The following is a 17,853-nucleotide window of genomic DNA, read 5'->3' as shown; positions in this document are numbered from 1 at the left end:
ATTTGCTCCGCTGCTGGATCATCGGTACCTCATGTCCACGCCAGGATATCGATTACCATCGCTTGCCGGATGTAGGATACGAACAATTGCTGGGCGGTTTGACTTGTCAGTTCCGATTTCATGCACGCACCATAGCGACGTCGAGCAGTCCTCGGCTACAATGCATACGCACAACTCGATGCTATTCTCTGGTGCTGTTGCGCGAGTATGCACAGACTGGATTATGGGCTCAAGTAAAGACGAAGAACATTGATGTGCACCGGACGACGCGAGCCAAGGGATTGGTAGTGTTTTCAAGCTAGGCACCAGCCGGATGTCAGCCGGAGCAAACGGCAAGTTATGTGAGGCATTGACTTTCGTGAAAACTTTGAAGCTGCGATTTGTGCTCAGCATCATGCTTATCATGCTAGGTGGCTGCAGTAGGGAAGTGGGATATGATGTGTCGGCAAGCGACGTAAAGAAGTGGCAGCTTCCAGTTGAGTCTACTGCTGTAGCGTTTGCAATTAATCCAGGTATCAGAAACCCAAACTCCTACGTCGAGTTCAGCATATCGGAAGATGCCTTCTTGAAATGGATTGAGACGCAGACAAAAGTCTCAAAGAGCGCGAAATCGGCGTTCATCGTTTATCGATACAACAAGCACTCGGAGGACAGTAACGACGAAGCGTCCGTCAATGTAGAAGATGGGTACCTATACGAATGGATCAATCCTGCCGATCGAGATCAGACGGAGCATATTGCCTATGATAAGTCAACAGGTCGAGCCTACATCTGGTCAAGTGACTTTTGATAGGCCGAAGTACCCGGCCTTGCTTTCCTGAAGTCCTGGGCGAAAATTAGGTGCGTATGCAGGCCCGCAAGATTTCGTCGAGTGTGAACGTGGTCGTCACATTCGACTCGCGGAGCACAGTTTCAGGACTGATTGGAGAAGGAAATGGCTGCACCAGACGTGTCGCTTGGTTATGTGATTTTGTACGTCAATGATGTGAAAGCAACGCTCGCCTTCTACGAGCGTGCATTCGGTCTAACTACGCGTTTTCTCAGCGAGGAGGGTGGTAAGGCCTATGGCGAGTTGGAGACCGGATCAGTTCGACTTGCCTTCGCGAGTGTCGAACTGGCCAAGAGTCACTTGAACCAGGAAATTGTTGTGGCATCACCTGACAAAGCACCGCTTGGTTTCGAGATCGCACTCGTGACCGCGGACGTCTCGGCGTCTTACGCCCGAGCAATCGAAGCTGGAGCAACTCAAGTCAGCGCTCCCGAAACGAAACCTTGGGGCCAGACGGTGGCCTACGTGCGAGACATGGATGGTTGCTTGGTAGAACTGTGCACTGCAATGTCATAAAGGCAGGGCTATGCCATCATGAAGCGTCGACTACTGAGATTTGGTACAATACTGACAATCACTGTGCTTGCTTTCTTCCTTGTATTGCAGGCAGTATTGTTTTGGCATACGTATTCAGCCCAGGCAATGGTTGCGGAATATCTTGGACGAGATGTTTGCTTCGCAACCCAAGAGACATCCGAGAAAAGCTACTACGAGAATGGGCGAGATAGGTTCACCATCACGTATCCTCCGTTCGACAAGAAATTTCGTATGCACACCGTGATTTTTTATTGGAACGACGAAAAGTACTTACCATCCAAGGTGGATGTTGATGTTACCGACGTTCGAGTTGGAAAGTGCATCCTAGTTCCTAAGCGGACTTGGAACTTAATCGATCTATTCGGGGTACTAGGTCCCGCTGAATGCGAGGTTTATGGTGATTGGCGGATCAAAAACAGCCATGTAAACATGGCTGATCCGAGTTTGAATCGTTAGGCAGACTTTGCATTTCAGACCGAGGGTTGAACGTAGCGGAAACTCAAGTCCCATGTACGATAAGTTTGGAGAATCTCTGTCTCCCGAGAACGACCGACTTTTAGTGAGGCCTGTGTTGTTCTATTTCATTGCGTTCGCCATTGCTTGGATTGCCTGGACGCCTTTATTGCTCCATAAACTGGAAGTACTGCAGCTTCCCATCCCTTTCGTAATCACCTTGTTTATCGGTCAGTCTCTGGGTGCTTTTGCGCCGTTGCTGTCGTTGTTTGTCATTGGCAGAGTATCGAACTATCCAACGCTAGTTGCGCAGGTCTTCAATCAGATTCGATTCAAGGAGCTTTCTGTCTATTGGTATCTCGTGGCTGCGTTGACTCCCATTGCAATCACCGTATTGAGCACCGTTTTCGCAGGACTTGTTTCGGGGGGGTATTTAGTGGTGATGCGTCCAGAGCCACTGGATGAGCTTGGCTGGGGACTGCTGGCGGTGATTCCGCTTCAATTTGTACTTGGAATGATTGGCAGCCCGCTGGGGGAGGAGCCGGGATGGCGAGGATACATCCTAGATCGACTCGCACGGCAAGGGCACGGTTTGACTGCATCAGGATTGGTTGCCACGCTGTGGTGGATTTGGCATTTGCCACTGTTCGCTGTCTTGGGGGTCGAATTGAATGTGCACATGTTCCTTGCCCTTGTAGGACATTCGCTGCTGATCGATAGCTACTTTCTGCTATCAAGGCACAATCTGTTGGTGGCGATGATTTATCATCAAGGCATCAATACGTCGTTTCTTTTTCTCATTACGAACGTTGAGTCGATCGGCGGCTCCGTTCTGCTACTGCTGCTGATCGCCGTTGTCACCAGGACTTGGGTGCAAGCGAACTACACTCGACGATTTACAAGTGACTCTGCACAGGATAGTTCGCTCGCGTTGCCAAGCGATAAGCGAAATCTGAACTGAAGCGGATGGTGGATTACTTGGCATGTCAAGCTACGGTATACTATCGGCACCTGCCTGGAAGGCTGCCCGTTACTCTCCGGAACCTAGTTTTTAATGCACCGCTGGTATGTTGCCTTCTAGCGATTCATAAAAACAATTTCAACGTAAGCATCAAACTGGCATGAGCTCAGAACAAAACTTTCAAGTCAACCTCAATGGCGTCATTCGCCTGTTGTCCGATCATTTGTATTCTGGACCGGAAGTATTCGTGCGGGAGCTGCTTCAAAATGCTGTAGATGCGATCACGGCGCGTCGGCAACATGACCCCGAATTTGTCGGAAAGATTCGCATTGAGGTGGTGCAAAACGATCAGGACAACACGATCACGGTCGAAGAGGACGGTATTGGATTGACCGAGACCGAGATTCATCAGTTTCTTGCAACCATCGGTCAGTCTTCCAAGTCTGGCGAGTTTTCACGTGACGACTTTATTGGTCAGTTTGGTATTGGGCTGCTGTCGGCGTTTGTTGTCGCGGATAGTATCACCGTAATCACCCAATCCATTGACCAGGATTCACCGACGCTGCAATGGACGGGTCGATCAAACGGTACCTACTCAATTCGCAAGTTGGATTCAAAGCTTCCTCCGGGAACTCGAGTCTACTTGCAACCCAAGCAGGGGAAGGCGGAATATTTCGAACCGGAGCGTGTACGGCAGTTGGTACAGCACTTCGGCAATCATTTGCCGTATGTCATCACGTTCCAAATTGGAGAGCAGATTGATGAGATCAATGAAGTTGCGCCATGGCGTCAAAAATTTGCGAGTGAGTCGGAACGGAAATCAAACTGGTTGGAATACGGTCGTGCGGTTTTTGGAGTAGACTTTCTGGATGCGGTCGGTTTCTGCAGCCAGTCGGGCGAATTAGATGGCGTTGCGTTTATTTTGCCGCACGCAGTCAATCCTGCAACACGTCAATCGCATCGAGTTTATTTGAAAAACATGTTGCTGTCGGAGTCGATGGATGGCCTTCTCCCTGAGTGGGCATTCTTTGTTCGTTGCGTGGTCAACTCAAATCGGCTACGTCCTAACGCAGCTAGAGATGCCTTCTACAGCGACGACGCGCTGCTGGACGCTCAACGTGAAATCGGAAGTCAACTGAAAAGCTACCTGACGAACTTAGCAGAATTCGATCGGCCGAGATTGGATAAGGTCATCCAACTGCACTACTTGCCAATAAAATCGCTGGCCGTTCAGGATGAAGAGTTCTTTCGATTATTCATACGATGGCTTCCGTTTGAGACATCCCATGGAACAACGACGCTGGAAGAGTACTTTCGAACACACAGTTCGCTGCGCTATGTGAAGGATCTTGATCAATTCCGCCAGATTTCCAGCGTAGCTAGCGCTCAGAACCTTTGCTTGTTCAACGGTGGATACACTTACGATTCGGATTTGCTCGATCGAGTGGCCATTGAGTTCCTTGACCGAAATGTCAAACCCATCGAAGCCGATGATTTAGTGAAGGAGTTTAAAGAGCTGACCTTTGAGGAGAGTCAACAGGTCTTCGACTTAGTGAAGCTTGCGGACTTGGTGCTTCAGAAATACAAATGTCGAGTTGAAGTCAGACGCTTTGTGCCGATCGAACTACCAACGCTGTATACCACGAACGAATCAGCCAGATTCTTCCGCTACGTTGATCAGTCAACGGAGGTAGCTGACGAAATGTGGAGTGGTATTTTGGAGAGCGTTTCAGCGGCAGTAAAAGGTGACGCGTATGCACAACTGGTGCTGAATTTTAACAATGGGCTTATTCAAAAGCTCTCGAAGTTGCACGACCAGAAGCTGCTCAAGCAGATTATCGAAATCACGTACTTACAGTCATTGTTATTAGGGCACTATCCGCTGTCGGCAGACGAACGACTAATATTAAGCAATGGCTTATCGGGGCTGATTGACTACTTTATCAGGGACCTATGATGGAAGCAGAATATCGTCGACTATATCAAGCGATTTATAACGCCGCTGGTCCACGTGAACAGTTGGCGTTCTATGAAGAATTGATTCGTTTGGCCGACTCAAACAACGACATTGATATCGCCTACGAAGTTCGGCGAGAATATGTCGCGTCGGCTTGCGAACAAGGGTTTCCTGAGAAAGGAATCGTCAGCTTTTCTTGGTGCTTGGCTCAGTTCGACAAAAACCAAGAACTTGATGATCCGCACGGGCTGATTTGGCAGTACAAGGTCGTGCTGGAGCTGATTCCTATTTTTGACACTGTCTCACGGGAACAGATCGTACGCTTGCAAGAAGATATGGCGAAGCGGCTGGCAGGCATGAACTGCTCGGAACGAACCGCGCACTATTATCGCTCGTGGAATTTGATGCGTATGGGAGACTACGATCAAGCGATGGATTATCAGGAAAAGTACTTGGCAATGAAACGCGATAGCATGTCTGATTGTTTGGCCTGCGAGCGAGATCGCCAAATCGAATTGCTCACGCGCATTCATTCTGATGAACAAGCATTGAAATTTGCGGAACCGGTGATCGCTGGGAAGATGAGGTGTGGCGAAGTTCCCCAGTTCACGAATGGACATATCGTAAAATCGATGGTGCGCTTGGGACAAGAGGAGGCTGCCATCGCAAGAGCCGAAAAAGGCTACGGCCAAATCAAGGGTGAGCGCAAGTATCTAGGAACCATCGGCGATCTGTTGCTGATATCAGTACGAAACCGCGATTTGGATAGAGGCATGCGTCGAGCGGTGAAGCATCTGCCTTGGGCTTCCGAATCAGTTGCTGGAGAATTGAAGTTTCGATTTTTTCTGGCAGTAGCACTCTTGCTAGAGGCATACAGCAAAGAAAAGCAAGGCAAGAAGAAGATCAAGGTACCCGTCGAGCTTGCATGCCATCGCGAAGATGATACCTACGATCTCGCGGAATTAGCTCACTGGTTTCAAACGGAAACAGCCAAGCTTGCTGAACGTTTCAATCAACGAAACGGAAATTCCCGCTACGACCAATTGATCGACGACAGTCGTCAAATCGCGAAGATTGGCGGCAGTTCCCAAGCTTGACGTCGCGTTGGGTACCTTGTTTTTCGGACGTGTGGGCTTGGCGCGCGAATCCTCGGAGCTAGGCGGAAGCGAAGAATTGCGAGGGGTAAGTAGCTGAACTTTTTGTATGAGAGTATTTACTTGTTGGGTAAGTGAGTCAATTTCTTCAAGCAATCAGATCATGAAGGCTTTAACGGCGGGCGTCATTTCGGCTTCGAGTACCGGTGGTATATTGCTCACAATCTTGTGTAGCCAGAAACCAAGCGTCCATGCCTATAACGATCTTAACTTTTTTGACCCACACCGTGATTGGTTGTGTACTGTTTCAAACGCAAACTGACAGCCAATTGACACCAATATGTCGAGAATGGTTTCCGGTAGGTTCTTTTTATTCAATGTAGACTGGAGAACAATCATGGGCGCTTCGCGGGGGGATTTTGTGAAGTATCCGCGGACACCGCATCTGTTTGGTTCGCGTGGGACTTCCGACGACAAACATCTCGGCGAGCGGGAATCGGTTCAATTTCTGGCCGATGCGTCGTTGATTGTCGAAGAGAAGATCGATGGAACAAACGTGGGTATCCATTTTGCCGGTGGCGCGTTGATGCTGCAGTGTCGAGGGCATCTGATCACGGAGGGCATGCACCCCCAGTACGATCTTTTCAAACAGTGGGCGACGGTCAAGCGTGATATATTAGAAAAACGGCTCGAGGAGCGGTTTATTCTGTACGGCGAGTGGATGTATGCGAAGCATTCGATCCACTACCGGACTTTGCCGCACTACTTCTTTGAGTTTGATGTCTACGACAAGCATGCGGACGTCTTCCTGACGCTTGAGCGACGAATGCAACTGCTCGACGGCACCGGGATCGAGTCGGTTCCAATCGTGCATCGTGGGATACTGAAAAGGTCGGAGTTGGAGGGATTGATTCGGCCGTCGGTGTTCGGCGCCGAGTTCGATAATCCGGTCACCGGCCAGCAAGATGATCTGGCTGAGGGGCTGTATCTTCGTACTGAAAACGAGACACAAGTGACTGGGCGAGCCAAGATCGTGCGGCCGGAGTTTGTCGAGAAGATTAAGCAAAGTACACATTGGCAGCAGCAAGTGATGACACCGAACGAATTAGTTAATGACGCGGACATTTGGCAATGAACTGGGACGAGTTGACACGAGAGAGCCACGACGCGATTATCGCGTGGGCAGAAACGCAGCCTTGGGCTCGAGCGATGGCGGCTTGCCAGCAAGACGCACTATGGCATGCTGAGGGGGACGTGTGGACGCACACCAGGATGGTTTGCAGTGAATTGACGCGGCTCGATGAGTGGGATTCGCTGGCTGAAGTCGACCGGCGAGCCTTGCTGCTCACGGCGCTGTTCCACGATTCCGCTAAGCCATTGACGACGGTCTTAGATCCCGAAACCGGGCATGTGCGTTCGCCGAATCATGCCGTGAAGGGTGAAAAGTTGGTTCGTAGTGTGCTTCGAGAACTGGAGTGTCCACTTGGAGAACGCGAGCGAATCTGTGCGCTGGTTCGCAACCACGGTCGGCCAGCGTTTGTGCTGGAGCGAGAAGACACGACTCGAGAAGTGGTTCGTTTGTCTTGGTTGAGCGAGAACCGATTGCTGTACTTGTTCGCGCTGGCCGACACTCGCGGTCGGCACACCGACACGATGAACCGCCCCGAAGACAACCTCCATTGTTACAAGATCCTTGCCGAGGAAATTCGTTGCTTTGACGCACCCTATCCGTTCACAACAGACCATGCACGACTTGAATACTTCCGCCAAGCCGAACCCAATCTGCACTACGTTCCGCACGACAATTTTTCATGCCAAGTTACAATGATGTCCGGACTTCCCGGCAGTGGTAAAGATACCTGGCTGGCAACACATCGGCAGGATCTGCCCGTAGTGTCTCTAGACAGCATCCGCGTGGAAATGAAGGTCGATCCGACGGATGACCAAGGCAGAGTTATCCAAATCGCTACCGAGCGCTGTCGTCAATATCTTCGCACCGGCACGTCATTCGCGTTTAACGCAACGAATTTGATGGGCCAAACACGTAGCCGATGGCTTTTACTTTTCGACGATTACAAGGCCAGGGTAGAACTGGTCTATACCGAACCGCCGTGGAAATGCTTGCTCAAGCAGAACCGTGATCGAGATGAATCCGTTCCAGAAAGCGTCATCCGAAAGCTTGCATCTAAAGTCGAGCCGCCGAGTTCCCTGGAGGCTCATCAGGTTTTATTGATTTAATCGCGTTCGTTGCTTTAAACCGTCAACTTCTGCGCGAACGCAGAACCCTGCCTAGCCAAATTGTGTTCGTCGCAAACCAAAGTTTCATAAAGCCTTTGTCAGCGGCATGGTGGAATCCAAAAGTTTTTTCCGAACGGTTTCTGAACTTGATTGCTTCACTTTAACCGAGTAGTTTGCGTATGGCAGACGCGACCCCTAGTGTGATTTCGGTCATACGAGAGTAGTCGAGCGTTTCAGGCGTGTCGGTTGCTTGGTGGTAGTTCGGATTGCGAAGGAAACTGGTGTCGGTCAGCATCAAAGCGGGATAGCCTTGGTCCCAGAACGAACTGTTGTCGCTGAGTCGAATTTCGTTGATCTTTTCGGGCAAGCAAATTGAGAACAGTGGCATCCGCCGGGTGCCGCGTTTGAAACCTCGACGGAACTGCCAACATAGTTTCCACGACGGCATGTTGCCGACGGCGGCAAGGAAATTGCCACGTTGCGGGAAGAAGCGATGCAGAAACTGTGGAATCCCAGGCGGAATACTTTGGGAGCCTTTGAGCAGGCTGTAGTACCCGACCATTTCCAAGCATAACATGCCAACTATTTTGTCGCCGCGTTGGCGCGATAGAAGGGCGTGATGTTGGCTGCCCATCAAACCGAGGTTGAAGTAGGGTGGCTCTTCGCATGCGAAAGCGACATATCGTGCAGTCCGGCGACCGTTGTGCTCGCGGAGTAGTCGACTGACTTCTATCAAGACCGCCACTGCGGATGCATTGTCATCGGCACCAGGAGTGCTAAACACTGTGTCGTAGTGGGCACCGAGCAAGACAATCTCATTCGATCGTTTTGAGCCAAGACGTTCGACGATCAAATTAGTGGCCTCGTCGCCCAATGCGTCGTAGCACTCGCGAGTGTGTTGGTACCCCATATTGGCCCACTGGCCTTCGATGTAGCCGATCGTAGCTTGGATGGTTTTAGGTTTGCTCAAAGTGCGTGGACCGATTAATCCCGCAAGCCGATCGACATGCAGTCGCAGATTTTCTTCGATCTTGTCGCGGTGTCCATTCATGGTTGGCTCAATTCACGGAAGCATCTGGTACTGTTTTATTCTTCGCAGTGTTTGTTATCCATTAGGCATAACCAATCTTGCAAGAGCATTGAGCTATTTACAAAACAAGTAAGTTTTTATCGTTTGTCGGACGCTTGCGTGGCGAACTCGGCCAGTGAGTTTCCTCTTAGTACTTCAGCTAATAGATCCGGTAGACGATCAGGAATGCAGCCGAAACAGGGCATGCCAAGCTTCGCAAGCTTGTTGGCTAAATTTTCGTTGTGAGAGGGTTTGCCCGAATCACTGATTGCGAGCAACGTTACGGCTTTAATACCACTCTCGAGCAGATACTCCATTTTTTTGACGAAACGACTTTCGTTGGGACTTGTATCGTGCAAGTCGGCCAACAAGATATAAAGCGTTTTCGACGGAGTATGCATAAAGCGTTCGCAGTACGAAGTCGCCTTCCAATAATCTTCGGCACCACCCAGTTGCACTCCAAACAACAAGTCGACGGGATCGTGGCATAACTCGGTAAGATCGACAACATCTTCATGATTGAATGCGACCACATGCGTTTCAACCGCGGGCATGCTCGCCAGAATCGCTCCCATGACTCCGCCATAGATCAGCGACGAGTGCATAGAGCCCGACTGGTCCATGGCGATAATTACATTCCAATCATTTTGCCGGCGTTTTCGCATGAAGAACGAAATGTCGACTGGAATAATGGTCTTCAAGTCCTGATTGTAGTTCTTCAAGTTTCGACGAATCGTGCGGGGCCAATCGAGGTTGGCCATCGATCGAAATGGGGAATGCTGATTGCGGTCGATAGAGCCGCGAATTGCCGCAGCAAATCTCGACTCAAGTTTCTTTCGCAACTCTTCGACAACACGTCGCACGAGATCACGAGCGGCGTCTTTGGCTTTTTCAGGCACCAAATGCTTAAGCTCCAAGACGGCACTTGCCAAGTCGATCGATGGTTCGACGTTGGCCATGATCTCCGGTTCGAACAATAGCTCCTTCATCCCTTTACGTTCGATAGCATCATGCTGCAACAATACCACTATGTCTTTTGGAAAGAAGTTGCGCACTTGATCGAGCCATCGGGCCACGCGCGGCTTGGATCGTCCCTTGGCAGAGCCATGGGGCATACCATGCTCTTTGCGCAACCATTCGTCTTTGGAAATCTCCTCGTCCGATTCGCCACCATAGATGGCTTCAAGTGCTTCATCCATCTCCTGTTGATCGGCGCTGAGTGCGCACGAAGCTGCGCTGAAGCCGGGCAGTGATTCCTCGGCTTGTTTGCCTAGGATGAGTCGCCAGCGAGCGGCCTGTTCGGCAGTAAACTTCATCGTCGTCATAGATCATCGAATCCAAATTCATCAAGTTCAGCTAACTTCGTTTCCTCCGTCTCCGACAGCGACTTCTCTAGGAGTTCGGCAGTAGTATCTGTATTCATGCCCCAAATCTCGCCCAAGTTTTCGGCAATCGTGCGCTTCTCACGAGCCGAGAAACTGCCGAATGCACGTCTCAAGAAAACGACCGCTCGGCGAAACTGATCTTCTTCGAGCTCTGCAATGTACTGGGCCAACTGTTCCCACAGCGATTGCCTCGCCAGCAACGAATATCGATTTCGTTGGGCTAACCCCTCAAACCATCCCGCACCCAAATCGGCCGCAATGCCAGGTGATAACCGCCGCGATACTTCCCGCGACAGATTGTCGCTATCCAGTTCCCCACGTTCCAATAGCAAAGCACACGCATAGCCTGATAAGATCGGATTTCGATCGTCAGCATCCGAGAGCTTCCTCAATTCAGTAATCCAAAGCCTCTCCTCAATAAGATCGTGCAGCTCCAGAGCCACCCGATTCATCAGGTCTATGGCTCGAGTCAATTGAGGTGCCGTTTTGTCATCGCAAGTCGACGAAGAAATAAGATTCAAGGTGGCTTGAGCGAACAGTTCTTGCACTAAAGGGAGTAATGGTCGAGCATCAATCTGCCTGACATCTCCATAACGCACCGCCGAACTCAAGTTATGAACGGCAAAAGCCAGCAAAGCGAAATCGCGACTGTGAACAGCCAATTCTTGCAATCTCCGTCGAGCTTGATTCATGGAATCGATCAAATTACATTGACAAGCATCCCCGACCAACGTTGAAGCATCAGGAATGCGTTCACATTCATTCAATAAGCTATTGATCTTGTAGGCTGTGGCTAGCTCGACGGTTTCTCCCAGCAACACCGCTTCCACCAGCGCAATCTCACTTTCGGGACTCCACTGCAAGCGCCAGCGCTCAGCCCACGTCGCACTGTCCTGGCGAATCGATTCCGGCATTGCAAAAGGAATCTTCAGTACGCGCAGGCGATGAAAGAAGCTGGAGCGATGTAGATCAAGAAAGGCAGCTTCTCGAGATTGCACGCGGCGATTCTCACGCAGATCCAAGTCGAGCATTTCTGCGATAGTCTTGCGATACTTCTCAAGCTTTAGTGTTCGCAGCTCGCGTTCAAAGTCCTCTTGAATCGACGTCTGGCTTACTCCCCTGGGCAATTGCCCGATATCGGTACCAACATCCACCTTGGCTAACGACTCGCGAACCGTTGCGGGCTCTCCATGGCCAAGCAAGGTAATGGCTGCGTCGCGCAGATCGCTTAAAGTGGGAGCCGTTCCCCCTTTGAGTGCCGAAAGTGTTTCTGCTAGGCGGACTGCTTCGATGACTTCCGCAGTTGATCGGTGCGTACCAGATGATCGCAACTCTCGCGCTACGCAAGTCATGTAACGACGCGATAAGTCGCCCGTCGCCTGCACTTCGACCAACGTTCTCCAGAGCATTTCAAAGTAAGCAGGCGCATGATTCCCAGCACCATATCCGGATTGCGACGAGAGCTTGTAATACGAATATGGCATCAACGTCAGCTTGCTCTCACGCCGAGGCAGCAGAGTTAACTCGGCATCGGACATCGCCGGATGCTGGCCGCTTAACACACTGGCATGAAAAGCTCCTACAACGGCCACAATCTTCTCCGGCTTGATCCCACGAGCGATGCACTGCTCAACACGCCGACGCATGTACGCTTCGCGTACGAGATTCTCGGCTCGCCACTTGGGGGAATCTTCCTCAAGTTCTCGGATGGTCTCGCCAAGTTGGAATGCTGTATGGCGATAGGTGCCTAAGCCGAGTGTATGTTCGAAATTGCGTTCCCAGTAAGTATCGTAATCGCGCTCGCCCGCGCGATCGGCGATCTGAACAAATAGTGAACGAGGCGGCTCGGGTGTATGTGACGAGGTGACTTGTGGCCGCACAGACGAACTCGACTCATCGCGATCGAACCAAGAATCGGCATTGGTCTCGGGCAAGCTACAACCTTCATCAGACTTCCCCGCGTCGGATTCCGAAAAGGTTTCCGTACGTCGTCGAACGATCTCAGCTTCGATCTGTTGCTGTTCGCGATCATAAAGCCCTAGGAAGATTGACGACGGCAAGTCAAAAAATTCGACGGCGACATCGTGATCATGCCCCCACTGGATCGCTTGATATTCGGGACTGTAAGTTGCAAAAGGATAGACGATGGTTCGCACAGGCAAATCGGCGGTATAGGCCAAGATGGCAATTGGCGGTCGGGTTTCTTGGCGACTTATATCTGGAATCAAGTCCGTAGCATCGTCTAGACCTTCGATCAGAATGAGATCGGGCCGCTTTTCCTCCAGAAACTGCACTAGGTGCCATGCTCCCATGGGAGACAAGTGCCGTACGCCAAACACATCGATTGACCAGCTCATGGCTCTATTCCGAACAAGCGTTAAAGAGTCCTCGCCATTCAGCGCCACGCTTTTTCATGACGTTGGTCAAGTATTCGTGCCAAGTCGCCTTGTCTTTTTCTTCATCCTTGACAATCGCGCCTTCGATTCCCGACGCTAAATCGGCATCGGAGACTTTGCCGTTACCAAAACTGCCAGCGAGTGCCATGCTGCCGGCCAATACGGAAATCGCTTCGGCCGTCGATAGAACTCCGCTTGGTTGCTTGAGTTTATTCTTGCCATCGAGGGTTTGTCCGGTGCGCAGCTCCCGAAAGATGGTGACGACTTTCTCAATCGCTTCATCCGAGGGTAACTCAGACCGCAAATGCAAGTTCGACGCAAGTTCACCCACGCGTTTACGTACAATCTCAATTTCAGTTTCGAGTGTCTTAGGCGTTGGAAGAACAATGATGTTAAAGCGACGTTTAAGAGCAGCCGACATATCATTCACGCCACGATCACGAGTGTTTGCTGTGGCGATGATTGAAAAACCCTTGTTGGCTGGAACTTCGACCGCTAACTCTGGCACCGAGATGCGTTTTTCGGATAAAAGTGAAATCATCGCATCTTGTACCTCCGATGCACATCGCGTGATCTCTTCAAAGCGAGCGATGCGTCCACCCTCCATCGCCCTATAGATGGGGCTCTTGATCAACGCTTGATGGCTGGGTCCTTGCGCGATCAGCAAGGCATAATTCCAAGTGTAGCGTACATGTTCTTCCGTTGTCCCCGCAGTCCCTTGTACGACCAGCGATGAATCTCCGTTGATGGCTGCCGTCAGATGTTCGGAAAGCCAACTCTTGGCCGTACCCGGCTCGCCAATCAACAACAACGCTCGATCTGTTACCAGCGTCGCAATGGCAACTTCTACCAAGCGACTATTGCCAACATACTTGGGAGTAATCGTGACACCACCAGACTGGCCACCGCATACATACGTATGCACCGAACGAGGCGACATTTTCCAACCTGGCGGAACCTCGTGTGTTTCGTTGGCGACAAGTGCCGCAATCTCATGCGCAAAGAGCACTTCGGCCGAAGGTCGTAATTCATTCTGAGTAGTCGAACTGCTCGCTACTTGTGTGTCACTGCTAATAAATTTTTTTGGCATGGAATATCGAGGCGATAATGAATCGAAAAAGGTTATGAATCGGGCGTCACGTTATTAGCTTATCTGCTTCAGCACGACGATTGACTCGATAACAGTACTTGCAATTTTTTCGGAAAGCGTAGGAAGCAAAGCTTCCAATCGAGGTAACGCTTCTTTAGGAGGTAACGAACTGATGTGACGCAAAATCCAATTTCCGTAGTGCGAGGGCGAAGCAGATAACTTCTTGATGACTTCGATTACCGAGTCGACAAGTGCCGGATGTTCGATTTGGATCATCGCTTCCAAAACTCTGTTCAACTCCCAGAATTCCTGCGTACTAGTTTTAGCTTCGATCTTCCGAGCGAATAGTGCTTGGAGTGCAGGTTGAGCAAGCTTCTTATCCAGCGGAGCAAGGTTCGTTATTAGATCAGAAAGGTCCAGCTTGATCGATAACTCTAGCCACTTCTTTGATAAGTTATCGATGCTGAGTTGGGGGCTTCTTCTACCCACATATCGGTGAAAGAGAGAGTTTGTCAGAATCGCTGCAATCGTTTCGCCTCGCTGGGAATCCGGATTTTTCTTCTTGCCAGAATTAGCGAATGCTACCAAATAAGGACTTAACTCCTTGAAGACAACTTCGGGCTTCCAAACTTTGCCTGCTGCATAGAAGATATCGGCTGTCACTGCCGGACCAAATTTTGCGTGTGCCTTACACAAGGCTTGCTTCATGCCATTGGAGCCCCTTGCCAAATTCGTAGCCAAGGTATGAACAATGTCTTCGCCGCTTGGGCTTCCCTTCAGGGTCCTAAACTGATCAAGGCATTCAAGAAGCTCCAAATGAAACGCCTCGACATCTGCGTCGGTACGCTCTTCCAGGCACGAGAGAAGCTTAATGAATCTTTCTACTTGCTTGTCCGCAGCCGATTTAGCTTTTGTCTTAATCGTTATGAGATCGTTGAACAGGCTCTTCGTACGATCGAGCAGTGTTGCTAGGACGGCCGGACTTTGACTCAATTTTAGGGCTTCGCGAGCAAGATCCAGATCTTTACCATCAATCTCGCGAATCAGCGCCACATCGGCCGATTCCAACCTCATTCGAGATAATGCTACCAAGGCCGCGCGTCGCACGTCCTTGGCTTTGGATTTCAGTTGCTCCAGCAAGAACGGAAGATCCTCGGATGAACTTCCCATGCACTCGATCGCCGCCACCCTGATATCCGCATTGCCTGCGTCGAGTGCCGCGCGTACATGTGCCTTACAACGTTCAGGATCCAGCTTGTGCATCAACAGTAAACGACGCGGATGGCCGCTGCCACCCTTCGGATTAAACTGAGCCTCCAGTTCCGGCACCAAGGCTGGACCATAGAGCGGGAGTATGTCGTTCGCCACAAAGTCAGCGATCTCCGAGTAAGAATCATCCAACGCCAGAAGAGCAGGACGGATCAATCGCAAGTCTTGAAATAACCCTTGTTCGTGCGCAGCACGAATGATCTCCATTCGTCCAGAGCCTTTTGTTGTCAACGCTTCAAGCAAACGCTTCAGAAGTTTGGCCGGAGTCTGCGTCTTCGAAAGTCCCAAGTCGATCGAGTCGATCGGTTGCAGTTCTCCTTCGATTCCTGTTTCGCCTTGGGTATAAAGTATTGAGGTGATCAGAGTTCCTAGTTCCAAAAGAGCAGTCGATGATGACGACTCCGAACTTTCAACAAGAGCCTTTGCAGACTGCGCGAGCTTGGCAAACACCGGAGACTTTACTCCAGCTTGCTCTAAGACTGGAATCAATTTCTTTAAGCGGAAATCGCCCGGCGCGACGGAGCTGCCGGCAATCGCTAACCTGCGAGTCTCGTCGTAAACTTGATGTAGTACTGCAATACTCATTTGCTAGATTCCTTCCCTAACAAGGTGTTCTCAGATGGGGGCTGACCCTTTGGAGGCAGTTTGATTTCATTGGGACTTCGCCTTGTCGGAGTAGGTCTCGCCCCCAATTAAAAAGCGTTCTAAACATTTTCTGTCGGATACATACTCTACAGGGTGAGACGGACCACTTCATTCGCCGTGATAATCGCCAGTGGCTTCACTTGAAGTCGCTTCGCATCGAGGTCATGACGGAATCGAACAACAAAGACTTGGTCTTGTATCAAACGCGGCGGTAAGAGTTGCAGCAAATGACAGCTTCGCGGTTCGTCGCTCAAGCCCCTGTCGGAAAGAACAAGTCGATTGCCCGTTACATCTTCAAAGACGAACTCATCCGCAACCTTGCCAGCCCGAGCAACATGCAAAGCGCAGATCGGGTACTTGTCAGCCAACGGCGCTTTAAGATGTCCCTTGATCTCTTTGATTAGCGAAGCATAGTCGTGTTTGGCAAAGCTAGCCGCTTTCTTGAGATCAGCCGCTTCGATCGGACGCGACAACATGCCATCCCAACGAACCCGCGAATTCCAGTTTCCAGGATACCGACACAACTCTTTGATCTGAGCGATCTGAAAAAAACTGTCCTCGCTCTTAATGTGCTTTAACGATCGATAAGGGCGATAGTTTTGGGTAAGCTGGATAGCGCCTGAGGTCAAATTCATCCAAACACCCGTCTCCACCACTTCTTGGCGAGCGTGATCATCCTGGGAATGATAACTCAGTTGAATCAGCTCCACTTCGCGTTCGACGAGTCCCGCATCGCATAACTCACGTAGCTGCCATGCATGGCCCAGCCAGGCCGCGATAGCGGTTTCGGTTTCCGGTGCTAGTTCCGGATCTTGCAGCCGAGATTGCAGATAATTGCGACCTTTGCCTACTAGCGAATGTAATCGTCCAAGCTGATCGAAAGCGTCGCTAAAGATCGATTCACGATTAGCCGCCGATAGATCATCACCTTGATGGTTCTTAAAGAGTCGAGTGTAGCTTCGTAGCGTCGCCTGGGCACCTGTCAAATAAAGGTCTCCTAACTGCTTGGCTTGCTCTTCAATCTCACTTGCTGTCTTGGCATTCATGTTACCAATCCCAACTCGCACTACATCTTTGAGCAGTTTCTCTAACAATTCGATACCACTCAACTGGGCTTGAATCTTCTTTGTCAGAGCACTCTTGTTCACTTGCCGAGGCTGAGTGCTGGCCTCCTTTTTTTTCTCAATTATCGCCTTGGACTTTTCGCGTTTGGCGGCAAGTTCTTCGGGAACCTCTGCAGCGGTGAAGCTATGTCCCATCGCTTTGCAAAACAAAAGTCCGATACTGTGTTTGCACGGGAATTGCCTGCTTGGACAACTGCATCTATATACCGGCTTCTCTGGAATGGCGAAGTCTGCTGAGCAGAAATAGGGAGTCTTGCCACTTCCTTGGCAGTAGCCAAACAATAGAGTTGCATCATCGGAAACATGCAACTTAACGAAGCTCTTCTTCATCGCCAGAGTTCGCCCGTTCTTGGCCGCTTCGCTATTTGGAGCGGCACTCACTGCAAATCCTTCATCTACTTCCATCATGTCACTCGGTTCCTTTCAAACCCTACGCCATCATGTGCGGTAGAAGATTGTAGCAAATGCTGAGACCGTCGTGTTGCTCGTTGCAGGTCTATGCTTTCATACCAGGACAAACGCCGTGTCAAGCAGGAACGCAGAGTTTCATACACTGCCATCGGCATCGGAAACAGGGACCGCTCTCAAGCGAACGGTGCGAACAGAATGCATCCAGAGTTCGCGTTCCTCTCCAACAGCCAGTACTATCTTTGCGAAGGTTCGGTTACGAGGTGAACTGTTCGACAACTACCTCATACATTTCATCGGCGGTAAACTCCTGCGACGGCATGGCATTCGAGAGCAAGCCAACCTTGTATTCTCATCAGCGTGATTCCCTGGTCATCAAGAAGCGGAACCGCCAGTTC

Annotated in this window: 14 protein-coding genes; 8 read left to right on the top strand and 6 right to left on the bottom strand. The window is 50.6% G+C overall.

Going from position 1 to position 17,853, the window contains the following annotated elements:
- The first annotated feature begins 358 nt into the window (after nt 1-358).
- From SH302x_RS11635 to SH302x_RS11600, 8 genes are all read left to right on the top strand, one after another.
- The gene (locus tag SH302x_RS11635; RefSeq protein WP_479368859.1) at nt 359-790 is read left to right on the top strand and encodes a hypothetical protein; all 432 of its coding nucleotides are present in this window, start codon (nt 359-361) and stop codon (nt 788-790) included.
- Between the two features lie 144 nt (nt 791-934).
- A complete protein-coding gene (locus tag SH302x_RS11630) occupies nt 935-1,345 on the top strand; it encodes a VOC family protein (RefSeq protein WP_479368858.1) in 411 nt (136 codons plus the stop codon).
- A gap of 18 nt (nt 1,346-1,363) precedes the next feature.
- On the top strand, nt 1,364-1,822 hold the full coding sequence (locus tag SH302x_RS11625; RefSeq protein ID WP_479368857.1) for a hypothetical protein: 459 nt from the start codon (nt 1,364-1,366) through the stop codon (nt 1,820-1,822).
- Between the two features lie 52 nt (nt 1,823-1,874).
- Nucleotides 1,875-2,780: a CPBP family intramembrane glutamic endopeptidase gene (locus SH302x_RS11620; protein ID WP_479368856.1), complete on the top strand. Its 906-nt coding sequence runs from the start codon at nt 1,875-1,877 to the stop codon at nt 2,778-2,780.
- 160 nt (nt 2,781-2,940) lie between these two features.
- Nucleotides 2,941-4,737: an HSP90 family protein gene (locus SH302x_RS11615; protein WP_479368855.1), complete on the top strand. Its 1,797-nt coding sequence runs from the start codon at nt 2,941-2,943 to the stop codon at nt 4,735-4,737.
- Nucleotides 4,734-5,834, top strand: coding sequence for a hypothetical protein (locus SH302x_RS11610; protein WP_479368854.1), 1,101 nt, complete (start codon nt 4,734-4,736; stop codon nt 5,832-5,834). Before SH302x_RS11615 ends, SH302x_RS11610 begins: the two co-directional genes overlap by 4 nt.
- A 394-nt stretch (nt 5,835-6,228) precedes the next feature.
- Entirely contained in the window at nt 6,229-6,966 is a 738-nt protein-coding gene (locus SH302x_RS11605; RefSeq protein WP_479368853.1) for an RNA ligase family protein, read from the top strand.
- Nucleotides 6,963-8,069, top strand: a complete 1,107-nt coding sequence (locus SH302x_RS11600) for an AAA family ATPase (protein WP_479368852.1) — start codon at nt 6,963-6,965, stop codon at nt 8,067-8,069. Before SH302x_RS11605 ends, SH302x_RS11600 begins: the two co-directional genes overlap by 4 nt.
- A gap of 160 nt (nt 8,070-8,229) precedes the next feature.
- Here the strand turns inward: SH302x_RS11600 and SH302x_RS11595 are convergent, their stop codons facing one another.
- The 6 genes from SH302x_RS11595 to SH302x_RS11570 all read right to left on the bottom strand — a co-directional run bounded on the left by SH302x_RS11595 (nt 8,230) and on the right by SH302x_RS11570 (nt 17,455).
- Nucleotides 8,230-9,120, bottom strand: a complete 891-nt coding sequence (locus SH302x_RS11595; RefSeq protein WP_479368851.1) for a M28 family peptidase — start codon at nt 9,118-9,120, stop codon at nt 8,230-8,232.
- Nucleotides 9,121-9,236: 116 nt separating this feature from the next.
- Nucleotides 9,237-10,463: a VWA domain-containing protein gene (locus SH302x_RS11590; protein WP_479368850.1), complete on the bottom strand. Its 1,227-nt coding sequence runs from the start codon at nt 10,461-10,463 to the stop codon at nt 9,237-9,239.
- A complete protein-coding gene (locus SH302x_RS11585) occupies nt 10,460-12,880 on the bottom strand; it encodes a DUF5682 family protein (protein WP_479368849.1) in 2,421 nt (806 codons plus the stop codon). The genes SH302x_RS11590 and SH302x_RS11585 overlap by 4 nt, the downstream gene beginning before the upstream one ends.
- A gap of 4 nt (nt 12,881-12,884) precedes the next feature.
- Nucleotides 12,885-14,009, bottom strand: coding sequence for an ATP-binding protein (locus SH302x_RS11580; RefSeq protein ID WP_479368848.1), 1,125 nt, complete (start codon nt 14,007-14,009; stop codon nt 12,885-12,887).
- Between the two features lie 54 nt (nt 14,010-14,063).
- Nucleotides 14,064-15,863 (bottom strand): HEAT repeat domain-containing protein, encoded by a 1,800-nt coding sequence (locus SH302x_RS11575; RefSeq protein WP_479368847.1) that lies wholly within the window; start codon nt 15,861-15,863, stop codon nt 14,064-14,066.
- 146 nt (nt 15,864-16,009) lie between these two features.
- Complete coding sequence (locus SH302x_RS11570) at nt 16,010-17,455, bottom strand: SWIM zinc finger family protein (protein ID WP_479368846.1); 1,446 nt, start codon at nt 17,453-17,455, stop codon at nt 16,010-16,012.
- Between the last annotated feature and the right edge of the window lie 398 nt (nt 17,456-17,853).

The organism is Njordella calcicola (assembly GCF_056494125.1).
The sequence above is the reverse complement of the archived record's forward strand: the minus strand, read 5'-3'. Positions and strand labels throughout refer to the sequence as shown.